The organism is Roseivirga sp. UBA838 (assembly GCF_002296035.1).
GTDB classification, from domain to species: Bacteria; Bacteroidota; Bacteroidia; order Cytophagales; family Cyclobacteriaceae; genus Roseivirga; species Roseivirga thermotolerans.
Genome location: NZ_DBHC01000029.1, coordinates 43,977 through 56,953, shown reverse-complemented (window position 1 = coordinate 56,953; position 12,977 = coordinate 43,977). Strand labels below are relative to the sequence as shown.

Annotated in this window: 9 protein-coding genes and 1 tRNA gene; 6 read left to right on the top strand and 4 right to left on the bottom strand. The window is 44.6% G+C overall.

Translation table 11 applies throughout. The features are described from left to right. Nucleotides 1-5 precede the first annotated feature (5 nt). Entirely contained in the window at nucleotides 6-341 is a 336-nt protein-coding gene (locus tag B3O12_RS09835; protein ID WP_189630097.1) for a PadR family transcriptional regulator, read from the bottom strand. Nucleotides 342-562: 221 nt separating this feature from the next. Here B3O12_RS09835 and B3O12_RS09830 point away from each other — a divergent pair, with 221 nt between their 5' ends. Further along, nucleotides 563-1,762: a hypothetical protein gene (locus B3O12_RS09830; protein ID WP_286744813.1), complete on the top strand. Its 1,200-nt coding sequence runs from the start codon at nucleotides 563-565 to the stop codon at nucleotides 1,760-1,762. A gap of 4 nt (nucleotides 1,763-1,766) precedes the next feature. Further along, entirely contained in the window at nucleotides 1,767-6,818 is a 5,052-nt protein-coding gene (locus tag B3O12_RS09825; protein ID WP_286756172.1) for a C25 family cysteine peptidase, read from the top strand. A 148-nt stretch (nucleotides 6,819-6,966) separates the two neighbouring features. On the opposite strand, the gene B3O12_RS09820 is transcribed toward B3O12_RS09825, so the two are convergent. From B3O12_RS09820 to B3O12_RS09810, 3 genes are all read right to left on the bottom strand, one after another. After that, nucleotides 6,967-7,048, bottom strand: a tRNA-Leu gene (locus tag B3O12_RS09820). A gap of 218 nt (nucleotides 7,049-7,266) precedes the next feature. After that, nucleotides 7,267-7,563 (bottom strand): putative quinol monooxygenase, encoded by a 297-nt coding sequence (locus B3O12_RS09815; protein ID WP_189630156.1) that lies wholly within the window; start codon nucleotides 7,561-7,563, stop codon nucleotides 7,267-7,269. 66 nt (nucleotides 7,564-7,629) lie between these two features. After that, the gene (locus tag B3O12_RS09810; RefSeq protein ID WP_286756171.1) at nucleotides 7,630-8,385 is read right to left on the bottom strand and encodes an SAM hydrolase/SAM-dependent halogenase family protein; all 756 of its coding nucleotides are present in this window, start codon (nucleotides 8,383-8,385) and stop codon (nucleotides 7,630-7,632) included. 89 nt (nucleotides 8,386-8,474) lie between these two features. Here B3O12_RS09810 and B3O12_RS09805 point away from each other — a divergent pair, with 89 nt between their 5' ends. The 4 genes from B3O12_RS09805 (at nucleotide 8,475) to B3O12_RS09790 (ending at nucleotide 12,936) form a co-directional block, all read left to right on the top strand. Continuing rightward, on the top strand, nucleotides 8,475-9,458 hold the full coding sequence (locus tag B3O12_RS09805) for a PhoH family protein (protein ID WP_286756169.1): 984 nt from the start codon (nucleotides 8,475-8,477) through the stop codon (nucleotides 9,456-9,458). Then, nucleotides 9,418-9,858 carry a GNAT family N-acetyltransferase gene (locus B3O12_RS09800; protein ID WP_229838633.1) on the top strand — a complete coding sequence of 147 codons (441 nt, stop codon included), beginning with the start codon at nucleotides 9,418-9,420 and terminating at the stop codon, nucleotides 9,856-9,858. The genes B3O12_RS09805 and B3O12_RS09800 overlap by 41 nt, the downstream gene beginning before the upstream one ends. Nucleotides 9,859-10,093: 235 nt before the next feature. After that, complete coding sequence (locus B3O12_RS09795; RefSeq protein WP_286756167.1) at nucleotides 10,094-12,166, top strand: ComEC/Rec2 family competence protein; 2,073 nt, start codon at nucleotides 10,094-10,096, stop codon at nucleotides 12,164-12,166. Beyond that, nucleotides 12,163-12,936: an enoyl-CoA hydratase/isomerase family protein gene (locus tag B3O12_RS09790; protein WP_286756184.1), complete on the top strand. Its 774-nt coding sequence runs from the start codon at nucleotides 12,163-12,165 to the stop codon at nucleotides 12,934-12,936. Before B3O12_RS09795 ends, B3O12_RS09790 begins: the two co-directional genes overlap by 4 nt. Nucleotides 12,937-12,977 lie beyond the last annotated feature (41 nt).

Genomic DNA, 12,977 nt, shown 5'->3' with positions numbered 1-12,977 from the left:
GACCATTACTTAGATGTTTTTGTGATGATTTGTGTGGTTGAACCGACCAGTTCTTGCCAGGTATTGACAAGTTGATTCAAGAAATCCTGGCCTTTTGGAGTGATGGTGTAGTACTTTCGGGGTGGCCCCGAGTTAGATTCAACCCACTTGTACTCTACCAAACCTGCTTTGCGCAGGCGAGTGAGCAAGGGGTAGAGGGTGCCTTCAACTACCATTATTTTTGCTGAGGTAAGTTCCTCTAGCATGTCGGAGGCGTAGACTTCTCCCCTCGAGATTATGTGCAGAATGCAGAATTCGAGAATTCCCTTCCGCATTTGCACTTGTGTATTTTCCAAATTCATCTATTCAAGTTTTAGACCTCATGCAAATATACGAAAGAAGGTACTATGTGTTGCATAGTACTATATAAAAAATATTACCTTGTGGTCAAGGGGTAGCTAAAAATGGCTTTTTTAACCGGTGTCGGTGGTTTTTGGGTAATAAAAAATCTTTATTGCAGTTGAATGTTAAAAATGCCGCAAATCCAGTAGGTATATTTAATTTTGGATTGTAGTAGTTACAAATGCGCGTGAAACAGTTAGCTGTTTTCTTACTGAAAGGGGTGCTTCTCATCCCTATATTTTTGTCCTCTCCTAAGGTCCTTGCTCAGAGTTCTCCAAAGTACAGCAATGAGTTTTTGTCTATTGGGGTAGGGGCCAGGGCTTTGGCCATGTCTAATGCCATGACTTCTGTTTCGGACGATGTAACCGCGGTGTACTGGAACCCTGCTGCTCTAACAGATATTGAATATCGCTATCAGTTTTCTTTTCAGCATGCAGCCTATTTTGCAGGAGTGGCCAACTACGACTACCTGGGTGCAGCTATGGCCATTGATACCGACAGCCATATGGGAATGGCTATAATACGCCTTGGGATTGATGATATTCCTGATACTCGCTTGTTATTCGATGATCAGGGAAGAATTGATTACAGTCGAATTAATTTCTTTTCTGCAGCCGACCTGGCTTTTGTTTTTTCTTATGCCAGAGGGGTAAGCTTTATTTCCGGAGAAAACTTTGTGGAAGGCGGAGGACTCACGTTTGGTATTAATGCCAAGATTGTTCGAAGGAGAATCGGAGATTTTGCCACAGCCTGGGGCTTTGGTCTTGATGCATCGGCTAAATACAGGGTAGACGACTGGAACTTTGGTTTAATGCTGCGCGATATTTCTACCACATTCAATACCTGGACTATCAATAAAGAGGCCTTACGGCCGGTGTTCAACCAAACCAATAATGATATCCCGGGTAATTCAACCGAAATTACACTCCCTAAGGCGATTGTTGGAGCATCACGCTCGTTTAGAATCAACGACAAGATAGATGTGTTAACCTCTGCCGATATGGTTTTTACTTTTGATGGCCGCAGAAACGTGTTGGTCAAGTCTAGGTTGGCCTCTATTGACCCGCAGGTAGGGGCAGAGTTCGACTATGAGAACAAGTTCTTTTTGCGCATGGGTATTGGCAATTTTCAGCGTGTCAAAGATTTTAGCAGGGGAGGCCAGCCCAGCGAGTCTACCTTTTGGTCTTTTCAGCCCAATATGGGTATAGGAGTGGTGTTGGAGGAATTTACCATAGATTACGCGTTAACAGATATTGGTAATGTAGCAGAGTCTCCATATTCTCATGTGTTTTCCATATTGTATTCGTTAGAAAAGCTGCCGGGGAGCTACTCAAGAAATAAGCGAAGAATAAGAAAGAAGGAGGGTAAGAGTGAAAAATAGTTGTTTGCTTCTTTTAATTCTGTTCTATGGCCCTTTGGCTTTTGGTCAGCAATTGGGCAATGAGTGGATTAACTATAGCCAGGAGTATTACAAAATAAAGACGGGTAAAGACGATGTTCACCGCATTACCTATGAGAAACTTGTGACAGCCGGGTTTGATCCTGCCGGTATAAGTCCAGACAATATTCAGTTGTATCATAGAGGGCAGGAGGTGGCCATACGTACCGTGGGAATGGAGGATGCTTCTTTTGACCCCGGAGATTATGTAGAGTTTTGGGGAAGAAGAAATGATGGTACTCAGGACACCGAGTTGTACTATAGGGCGCAAGATCAAATTCATACATTTTATAATCTTTTCTCCGATACCACGGCTTTCTTTTTAACCGTTGGAGAAAATGCAGGTAAGCGCATGACTGTACGGAATGTTTCGCCCACCGGATTGCCAGCCGTAACTTATCACAGAGAAGATGACTTGCAGGTTAGAACTGATGTTTTTGGCTTTGGTCAATACTACCCCATTGGCAACCCGGCCGGAGAAGTAAAACGTTCGCTCTACGATCGTGGCCAAATGTTTATGAGCAACGTAATCACTAAATCGAGTGCTACGGTAAGCAAGGGAACCAACTTCAGAGACTTTATATTTCAGGGTATTTCTGGTCAAATTCCAAGTATTTCAAAACTTGAGCTCACCTTTCAGCTCATAGGGTTCAATAACATTGCTTTGCACCGAGCCAATGTTTATGTGGGGCCTGACAGAGACAATCTGCGCCCATTGGTACAAGACATCACACTCTCGTTTAACAATTTTGGCACACGAACACTTCAAATCAACTGGGACGATATTAGTGCAGAGGGGCAACTTGTTTTCAGAGTTGAAGTAGTGGGGTATGATGAATACCCGGTAGATCAAATGTCGGTTGGTTATCTTAGAATCCGATATCCCAGAGAGCTTAATGCCTTTGGTTCTGATAAGTACTTGTTCATACCACCAGCTAATCAGGAGCGAGTGCTTACTGTAGCCAATCCTCCTGCCAATGCGGTCCTTTTCGATGTGACAGACTACCGAAATCCTGTGGTAATACAAGGTCAGGCAAGTGGTAGTTTTTCGGCCGGGTTGCCCGCCACAACAGCCGAGCAAAAGCTGTACTTAAAAAATATGCAGCAGAGCATAGAACCCAAGGTAGAGAAAGTGAGTTTCCACTACAACGACCTTTCGGCTTACAATTACCTGATGATTTCGCACCCCTACCTAAGTCAGCCGGTGGAAGGGGCTTATGATGATCCTGTACAGGCCTATGTAGACTACAGAAGTTCTGTGGAAGGAGGCAGTTGGCAGGTGCTGAATGCCAACGTGACGGAATTGTATGATGAGTTTGGCTATGGAGAATATACCCCATTAGCCATTAGGCGATTTGTGCGAAGTGCCTACCTGCAAGGTAATCCTCAATACCTCTTTCTAATTGGTAAATCAAGAAGGGTAGATATTCGAACCCAACGCTTGCCCGACCCTCTGATTATTTCTTCCCGGGAACTTGTGCCTACCATGGGCGCGCCCGGTTCGGACATAATGTATGTAGAGGCTTTGGATGGAAGGGCGCACTATCCAGCTTTTCCTGTGGGTAGGCTCTCTGTAACTACACCACAAGGGGTGGCCAATTACCTGGACAAGGTAAAAGAAAAAGAGGCTGCTTTGAAAGATTCTCCTTGGACCAAGAATTTTCTTCAGTTGAGTGGTGGGCTTACTACAGATGAGCTTTTTCGTTTCCGTGAGTTCATTGACGGTTTTAAGAATATTGTTTCACAAGATTACCTGGGTGCAGCGGTAACCAACATTTCTAAAACCAATAACAATGCGGTTCAGAACATCAACATTTCAGAAGAGATTAATAAGGGCACCGGCTTTGTGACTTTCTTTGGGCACTCCTCTACAACTTATACCGATATTGATGTGGGGTATGTAACTGACCCGGCTTACGGTTATAACAATCAGGGGCGCTATCCGGTCATGTTTGTCAATGGATGCAGGGGTGGTGAAATATTTTACTATAACTCTTTTGGCGAAAACTGGATGGCCGCAAAAGACAAGGGGGCAATCAACTTTTTGGCTCATAGCGATGTGGGTATTCCCAATGTACTTAGAGAATATACAGAGCAGTACTACAGAATTATGTCTGATACTCTCTGGATGACCCGTTCCATTGGGCACATTCAACAAGAAGCCATCATTCGGCAATTGAATACCTTTTCACCCGATGAGATAGACTTTGCTGTAGTAGAGCAAACGGTATTGCAGGGAGACCCGGCCATTCCGGTGTTTGGTCACGATAAGGTAGATTACATTGTTCGTTCTGAAGATATTTTCCGGGAGTCTATCAATGGCTTACCAGTTACGGCTTCCACACCATTTTTTAACCTTGGCGTGGTGGTGAACAACGCGGGGCGAACCACCGATAAGCCGGTAAAAGTTTTTGTAAGGAGAACATTGCCCGATGGTACAGTAATAGAGCTTTCAGAAATAGAAGTGCCCCCTGTGAGAAACAGAGATACTATATATTATGAGATTAGTAACCAGGGACTCGATGCTTTTGGAGAAAACAAATTTGAAGTACACCTCGACAGGAATAATGAAGTAGACGAAGGAAGCGAATTCAACAATATAGCCGAGACCTCTATTTTTTTAGGTGCTTCAGGCACGTTTAATACAGCACCCACCCACTTTGCAACTCTTTCGCAGTCTACCGTTAACCTGGTGGCTCAGTCGGCCAACCTGAAAGCCAACGATGAGAGTTTTGTAATTCAGATTGACACCACCATTAATTTTAACAGCCCGTGGAGAAAAACCAATACGCTCAGCGGAAAAGGATTGGTTAATTGGGAGGTAGAACTTCTGCCCTTTACCGTAAACGATACCATTCAGTATTATTGGAGGTCTATCTTTGAAGACGAACTTCTGGATAACCCTCAGCCCTGGGCCATCTCTTCCTTTACCAATATTGAAAATGGGGTAGAAGGTTGGGCTCAGACAGAATTCGATCAGTTTAGAGACCTTGGTCTAAGTTCTATTGCCAAAGAACCTAACACCAAAACCTGGATTTTTGAAGGCAACGAAACCACCATCAACGTGGTTACCTATGGCGAAAACCACCCTTTAGGGGGGCAGCCGCTTAAGATGACCATTGAGGTAGACGGGCGCTCTCTGTTCGGAGAAGGAGCCAATAGAAGCTGCCTGCCCGAATCGCTCAATGCCATAGCCTTCGACAAAGACAGTGGACGGCCCTATGTGATTCTAAAAACTCCCGGGGCAGAATTTGAAGATCAGGATCCACTCAACTGTGGTACTACACCGCAAGTAATTAACCGCTTTGCGGATGAAGACCTCAGAAACCAGATTGATAATAGTGCCTTAATTAGTCAGTATATGGACGGAGTGGGTAATGGAGATTTTGTGCTGATGTTTTCTATAGGCGAATTGCTTTATGAAAACTGGGCCGATATTACCCGCAGTTCGCTCGGCCGAATTGGAGTAGCTCCAACACAGCTTTCTAATTATACGAATGGGGAGCCCATTATAATCTATGGTAGAAAAGGGGCGCAGCAAGGTACGGCTACTTTAATTGAGGGAGTATCGTCCGGAGCTCAGCCAGACGATACCCGCACCGAGATTTCTTTTCAGACCTCCATTTTTGCCAGCACAGACTCAGGGAGTGTGTTTTCTCCTCTCATAGGTCCTGTGAGCTCCTGGGGCAGGCTCACCAAGCGAATAGATGAAGAGCCTTCTGAAGACGATGTGATTTTTGAAGTGAGGGGGCGCCAGAGTAACGGCACAGAAGTAGTCTTGGCTACCCTCAACGATATTGATGAGTTAGATATGAGCGCCATTGATGCAGAGCAATACCCCTTTGTTCGGTTGTTTGTGAGTGCCAGAGACCGCGTGTCGGCAACTCCCCCTCAATTTAAAAATTGGTTTGTTTCCTATCAGGGAGTTCCTGAAGGGGTACTTACCCTCCAAAACGATAAAAACGAGCGAATAGAGCTACAAGATGGCGAGCCCTTTGAGGCAGCTTTTCGTTTTAGCAATATTTCGTCTTACGACTTTAAAGGAGCACTGAATGTACGGTATAAGCTCACCAATCAAACCACAGGAGAAGAGTCTTTCGCCACCTCTCAAATTGCTGGAGTAGCAGCCGGTCAGTCGGTAGACTTTACGGTGCCTATAGAAACACAGGGTAAATTGGGGTTGAATGATTTTGAAATATTCGTGAACCCGGGCGATGAAATTGAGCAGTATTACAGCAACAACGTCATTCGTTTAGAGGACTTTATCAATGTGAAGCGCGATGAGGTAAATCCGGCTATGGATGTGACCTTCGATGGTATCTATATCGTAGATGGCGACATAGTGTCTCCTAAGCCTATGGTCGAAATAGAGTTACGCGATAACAATCCGTACCTTTTTAAGACCGATACAACAGGAGTTGAGATTTTTCTTGGTCAGATTTGCGAAGGTTGCGCGTTGAAGCGGATTAACTTTTCCGATCCCGAAGTTACCTATGTGCCGGCAGCCGAAGGTCAGAATTTTAAAGTACAGTTTCAGCCGGAGACCCTGCCCGATGGTGAATACATGTTGCAGGTCAACGCCTCCGATGCTTCTGGTAATTATGCCGGAGTAGGCCCCTACGAAATTACTTTCGAAGTGGTGAGCGAGTCTACTATCACTCATTTTTATCCATACCCCAATCCTTTCTCCACCAGCACACGTTTTGTGTTTACACTCACAGGAAGTGAGATACCCGATCAGATTAAAATTCAGATTTTTACTGTATCGGGCAAACTGGTGCGTGAGATTACGCAAGATGAAATTGGGCCAATCCGTATTGGAAACAACATTACTGAGTATGCCTGGGATGGGCGCGATGAATTTGGCGATATTCTGGCCAATGGCACCTACATTTATCGGGTGCAGGTAAAGGCCAACGGGCAGGATCTTGGCCACCGGGGTACAGGCAAAGACAAGGCCTTCAACAAAGACTTCGGTAAAATTGTGATTATTAGGTAGCAATCAATTTGTGACATTCCTTATCTACAGCCATCTCCGAGAAGGAAGCATTCAAATGAAATAATGCCAGTGTGCAAATAGGGTAGGGCAGATCCTTCGGCAAGCTCAGGATATAAAAGAAAAAGCCCCGACAGAGTCGAGGCTTTTGTACCTAGGGCCGGAGTCGAACCGGCACGCCCGAAGGCATTGGTGTTTGAGACCAACGCGTCTACCAATTCCGCCACCTAGGCATCTATGAAATTGGGTGTGCAAAAATGAGTAAAGATTTTTTATTAAACAACCTTGAGGTTGAGGAAAATTGATGAATCTGTCATTCCGGAATTTTTCGTCTCAAATTCAAAAAGAGAAGAAAAATATCCGGAATCTCTTTTTGAAATATCGCTCATGAGATACCGGATAAAATAGCCCCTGCTTGAATGTAGGGACTATTTTTTCCGGTCTGACGTTCTTATTTCACCTCAATCACTTTTTTGGAAGAGAATGCCACTGGTTTATCGGCAAACTTACTTTTGGTGGCTTTCCAAACTTCTGCAAACAAAGCGGAGTGTCTGTAGCGATTGAGGTGTTCTTCAGATTCCCAGTAACTATATGTAACAAAAATGTGAGGAGTGTTAAAGTCTTGAAGCAGTTCCAGGTGTTTGCATCCCTCGAAGTGGCGAATCTTCTCTTTGGTGGCATGAAACAAATCCAGAAAAGCCTCAACTTCTTCCGGTCTAAAGGTCATTCGAACAACTCGTATCAGCATTGGAGGTAAAAGTTACAGATCAAAGTTCGATTCTTTTTGCGAACACACAAACAGGAGTGGCAGGCATTAATCTTCGAACTGAATGGTAACGGGGCTATCATATTCCAGCCCCAATAATTGACTGCCATTGCCCTGGTTAATGCCCAGCATCATTTTTTCACCGTCAGTAAAGACTACGAACACATCGCCAGGGTCAACTTCATTTATGCTTTTTTGAACCGCATGGGCTTGTTCGCGGCCAAAATAAATGACATACCTTCTTTCCCGGCTAAGTATGTCAAAGTCTACCTTTTCTATGTTGGTGATTAGATTGCCGTAGCGGTCTACATGAATCACGTGGCCGGAAATTTCTTTTTTAGTGGCTCTTGATTTTCGTTTCACATACTGTTTGAACGACTCGGTTACTTCTCCCAGACTTTCAGGAGAAGCGCCTTTGGCCAGTTTGCCCACCAGTGCCGGTACTTCCCGATAGGCATTTTTCTTTATGCTGAGTTTTATGGCATGGCCGGGAATTCTTTCCGAAATAAGGCTGAGAATACCACTATCAGGCACCACAAAAAAGTGCTTCTCTACTTCGGCCAGCAGGTAGTCTTGTGAAGAGGCTGCTGAGGCTTCGCCTCCAATCAGGTGGATGGTTCCTTCGGGAAAATCCTGAAAAACAGAGCCAACTGTATGCGCCAAATGAGCCAAATCGAATGGTCTGATTTGATGCGAAATATCAATGATGTGAGCTTCCGGATGTTCGGCTAATATTCGGGCCTTGCATTGCGCCACATAATGGTCACTCAGTCCAAAATCTGATGTGAAAGTGATAAGGGTCATAAGTGACTTTGGCGTTTATTCTATAATTTAGTGAAAGCAAAATTATTGAAAATTTAAGCATAGACAATCATTCATAAGCGTCTGAAAATTTGGTAGAAAAACTCATTACACTCGATAATATTACTATGGTCGACTTCCTTGGTGTAGGGAATGAAAATATCAAAGAAGTGGCCTCGGCTTTTCCCAAGAGTAAAATTGTTTCTCGTGGCAATGAATTGCTCATTAAGGGTAGTGCTTCTGAGATTATTCAGATCAATGATATTGTTCAGTCGTTGGTTAAGCATTACCATAAATACGGCAAAATAACCCACGAGAGTGTACAGTCTTACGTGCGCAGAGAGGTTCATCACCTCGATAAAGAAGGGCAAGACGATATTTTGGTATACGGCAATCGGGGCAATGTTATTAAACCCAAAACCCGCAATCAGAAAGCCCTTGTAGAGGCTGTTAATAAAAACGATTTGGTTTTTGCCATTGGTCCGGCCGGCTCGGGCAAAACCTTTATTTCTGTAGCCATGGCTGTGAGAGCACTTAAAAATAAAGAGGTACAGAAAATAATCATTACCCGGCCCGCTGTGGAGGCCGGTGAAAACTTAGGGTTCTTACCCGGAGACCTCAAAGAGAAGATCGATCCGTATTTGAGGCCAATTTATGATGCGCTGGGTGACATGATTCCGGCCGAAAAGCTGAAGTTCTATCAGGAGAATAATATTATAGAAATAGCCCCTTTGGCCTATATGCGTGGCCGTACATTGAACAATGCCTTTGTTTTACTCGATGAAGCTCAGAACACTACCTCCATGCAAATGAAAATGTTTCTGACGCGCATGGGCCCCAACTCCAAGGTTATTGTAACTGGCGATAAGTCGCAGGTAGACTTGCCCAGGCATCAACATTCGGGCCTGGCAGAAGCGGTAAGGCTTTTGAGTAACGTAAAGGGCATTGTTACCGTAGAGTTGGATACCAAAGACGTGGTACGCCACAAATTGGTGAAGGAAATTATTAACGCCTACGACAAACCAAACAACAACAGTGATAAGAGTAAAGAAAATAGAGAGTCAACAGGAGCTTGATCAGGCCTTCGATATTAGAAGAGAGGTGTTTATTGTAGGTCAGAATTGTCCTGAAAAAGACGAATTCGATGAGTTTGATGAGAATGCCACGCACTTCATTGCTTTTGTGAAGGGTGAGCCGGCAGGAACATGCCGCTACCGGGAAACCAACAAGGGTTTGAAGCTGGAGCGTTTTGCTGTGCTGGAAGCCTATAGAGGACAAGGGGTTGGGAAACGCCTGGTACAAACGGTGTTGGGTTATATTGAAAAAGAAAACCTTGCTCCGGGCACATTGCTTTATTTACACGCTCAGGTAGATGCTATGGGCCTGTATTCTCGTTTTGGTTTCGAAAAAGTAGGTGAGCGCTTTTTTGAAGTAGGTATAGAGCACTTTGAGATGCAAAAGACCATTGAAGGCTAAAGCGATTAACCTTTACTAAGCAACCGTTCAATAGCTAGCTCATATGTTTAGGCCATAGCACTTAAAAGAGTGTAAATTGGCTTGGTTGTTATAACTCATCAATTCCTTAAACTTTTTTGCAACAGGTAAATTCAATAACTTCATAGGGTTATCGGTCGGCTATTGTCTTTGATCTAAGCATAATCCGAGATAACAACCATCACTTGCTTAGGGTGAACACACAATAAACACCACCATGAAGTTTCAGCGATTTCCATTTGTTCGCTTTGCGTTTTTCTTTGCCCTGGGTGTGGTGTGCCGCCACTACCTGGGAGAGTCAGTTTTACTTCCGGTAGCGATTCTTCCTGTACTTTTGGTGGTCTATATATGGTTGCTATGGCAGTCTTCTCATAGCAATCGGCATGTTTTGGCCATTCTGAGTTTCTTATTGCTCTTTAATCTGGGAGGTTACCGTTTGAGTATGTTTTTAATGGCACCGGAAGAGTTTCCTCACCAAACAGGAGGATACATTGGTCAGCTTATTCAGGAGCCTCAGGTCAAAGACAATACTGTGAGGGTAGTTATTGAACTTTCGGAGCTTAAAACGGATGTGGGGTGGAGATCTGCCAAGGGTAGGGTGAATGCTTATTTTTCGAAAGAAGCAGGCCAGACTTTATCCTATGGAGATGTGGTTTGGATAGAGGGTAAGCCAGCTCATACCACGGCTCCGGCCAATCCAGGAGAGTTCGACTATCGTAATTACCTGGCCTATCAGAATATTCATTACCAGCAGTTTGTGGGGCATAATTTCAGCCTGCTAAGGTCCGGAACTCCCAATTGGTTTGTGGCCAAATCATTGTTGGTTAGAGATTTCTGTGTGGGGCAGGTTGGTAAATACATAGCCAATCCCAAATCCAGAGCCGTAGTTTTGGCACTAGTGCTTGGTGTAAAAGATGAACTGGATAATGAGCTTATTGCTTCTTTTTCGGCTACGGGAGCCATGCATGTGCTGGCCGTTTCCGGTTTGCATGTGGGCATAATCTATCTTATCTTCTTTGCGCTTGTAAAACAAGTTGGTCTCAATAGGAAAAAGTACAGATGGTGGCTGGCTATTGCCAGCCTAATGGTGCTTTGGAGCTATGCCCTTTTAACCGGGCTTTCTCCCTCAGTACTTCGGGCAGTTACCATGTTCTCTTTTGTGGCTCTGGGCAAAGCCCTTTTCAGAGGAGGAAATATTTACAATACCCTATCGCTGTCGGCATTGGTTCTGCTTCTTTACAATCCCTATCTCATTATGAGTGTTGGATTTCAATTGTCTTTTCTGGCCGTTTTTGGAATAGTTTATTTACATCCCAAACTATATGGATTGTGGCAGCCCCGACATTGGCTGGCCGATAAGGTATGGTCAATAACTTGCGTGTCGGTTGCCGCTCAGCTGGCTACCGGGCCACTAAGTATGTTGTATTTCCATCAGTTTCCGACTTACTTTTTAGTTTCCAACCTGTTTATTATTCCGGCCGCAACGCTTATTCTGGTTGGTGGATTGGGCTTGTTAGCACTCTCATTCTGGTCGGCTGTGGCTATGTTGTTGGGGGTAATGCTAAACGGCACAGTGGTAGCAGTAAATTGGCTGGTGACACAGGTGAGTCACTTTCCGGGGAGCACCATTGATGGCGTTTACCTTTCCATATTAGATGCCTGGTTGCTCTATGCCGTGCTTATTGGTGTGGTTCTTTTTTGGGAGCTTCACAGAAAGAGCTATCTGCAATTTGCCCTGGCCATGGCTCTGGCTTTTGTTTTAAGTCAGACCTATCACTTTGCTCCATATCAGCGCTCTTATGAGTTTTCAGTAATCGATGCCTCTCGGCAGTCTGTCATGGATTTTAGGCACGGGTTTCAGTCTAAAGTTCTGGCCGATGAGGTTTTTTTGGCCGATCCGGAAAGTCAGCAGTTCAGCCTACATGGTAAGCGACTCATTTCAGGAGCTAAACAAGGAGTAGCAGACGATGAGTTGACACTCGCCAGTGCTTCGTTTCCGGGAGGAAGCCTTACGGTTTTTGAAGGGAAGACTATTCTTTGGTTAAACGAGTTAGTAGACATTCATTGGTGGAGCAAAGTTCAAATACCCGTAGACTACCTTGTGCTTTCGGGCAATGCCATAAGCCGGACGGAACAACTGGAGCATTTTAGTCATGTCCAATACATTGTGTTAGATAAATCGAACAGCCGATGGGTGAGCCGTTACTTGACTCTTGCGGCAAAGGAAATGGGTATTCCTGTGCATCAAGTCGCTACCAATGGTTATTTTAGCAGTCTATGGAAAAGATGAATTTTGTAGAATATACGGTCAAAGACAGAGTGGCGACCATTATGCTCAACAGGCCCGATAAACGCAATGCCCTCAATGAGCAAGTGGTGAGCGAGCTAAAGCAGGCATTTCAGAAGGCAGCAATCGATAGTGATGCCAAGGTGGTGGTGTTGGCGGCTCGAGGAGCAGCTTTCTGTGCCGGAGCAGATTTGGCCTATTTACAGCAATTACAGAAAAATACCTTTGAAGAAAACCTGGCCGATTCTAATCATTTAAAAGAGCTTTTTTACCAAATATATACGCACCCGAAAGTGGTAATTGCCAAAATTCAAGGACACGCTATTGCCGGAGGTTGCGGTTTAGCTACGGTGTGCGACTTTTCTTTTGCAGTAGAGCAAGCGCAGTTTGGTTATACCGAGGTGCGGATTGGGTTTATTCCGGCCATTGTTAAAGTCTTTCTTTTGAGAAAGCTTGGGGAAGGTAAAGCCAAAGAACTGCTGCTCTCCGGAGACCTGATCAGCGCTCAGGATGCCAGAGAAATGGGCCTAATCAATTGGGTGGTCAAAGAAGATGAGCTCGATAGTTCTGTAGCTGATTTTGCGCGAAAGCTGGTGCGTAAAAATTCAGGACAATCCATGCAGTTTACCAAACAGATGATCGCTCGGGTACAATCCATGTCATTAGAAGAAGGCTTGGCCCATGCAGCCGAACAGAATGCGAAAGCAAGAGCTTCAGACGATTGCCAGAAGGGGATATCGGCCTTCCTGAACAAGGAGAAACCCAGTTGGTAGAATTCTGTTCATTAAGACAGGTAATAGGGCAGCCCTACAAC

Excerpts from the sequence above, each read along its gene's own strand:
- B3O12_RS09835 (WP_189630097.1), bottom strand. The coding sequence starts at position 341 with ATGAATTTGGAAAATACACAAGTGCAAATGCGGAAGGGAATTCTCGAA.
- B3O12_RS09830 (WP_286744813.1), top strand. The coding sequence starts at position 563 with ATGCGCGTGAAACAGTTAGCTGTTTTCTTACTGAAAGGGGTGCTTCTC.
- B3O12_RS09815 (WP_189630156.1), bottom strand. The coding sequence starts at position 7,563 with ATGCTGATACGAGTTGTTCGAATGACCTTTAGACCGGAAGAAGTTGAG.
- B3O12_RS09810 (WP_286756171.1), bottom strand. The coding sequence starts at position 8,385 with ATGACCCTTATCACTTTCACATCAGATTTTGGACTGAGTGACCATTAT.
- B3O12_RS09795 (WP_286756167.1), top strand. The coding sequence starts at position 10,094 with ATGAAGTTTCAGCGATTTCCATTTGTTCGCTTTGCGTTTTTCTTTGCC.
- B3O12_RS09790 (WP_286756184.1), top strand. The coding sequence starts at position 12,163 with ATGAATTTTGTAGAATATACGGTCAAAGACAGAGTGGCGACCATTATG.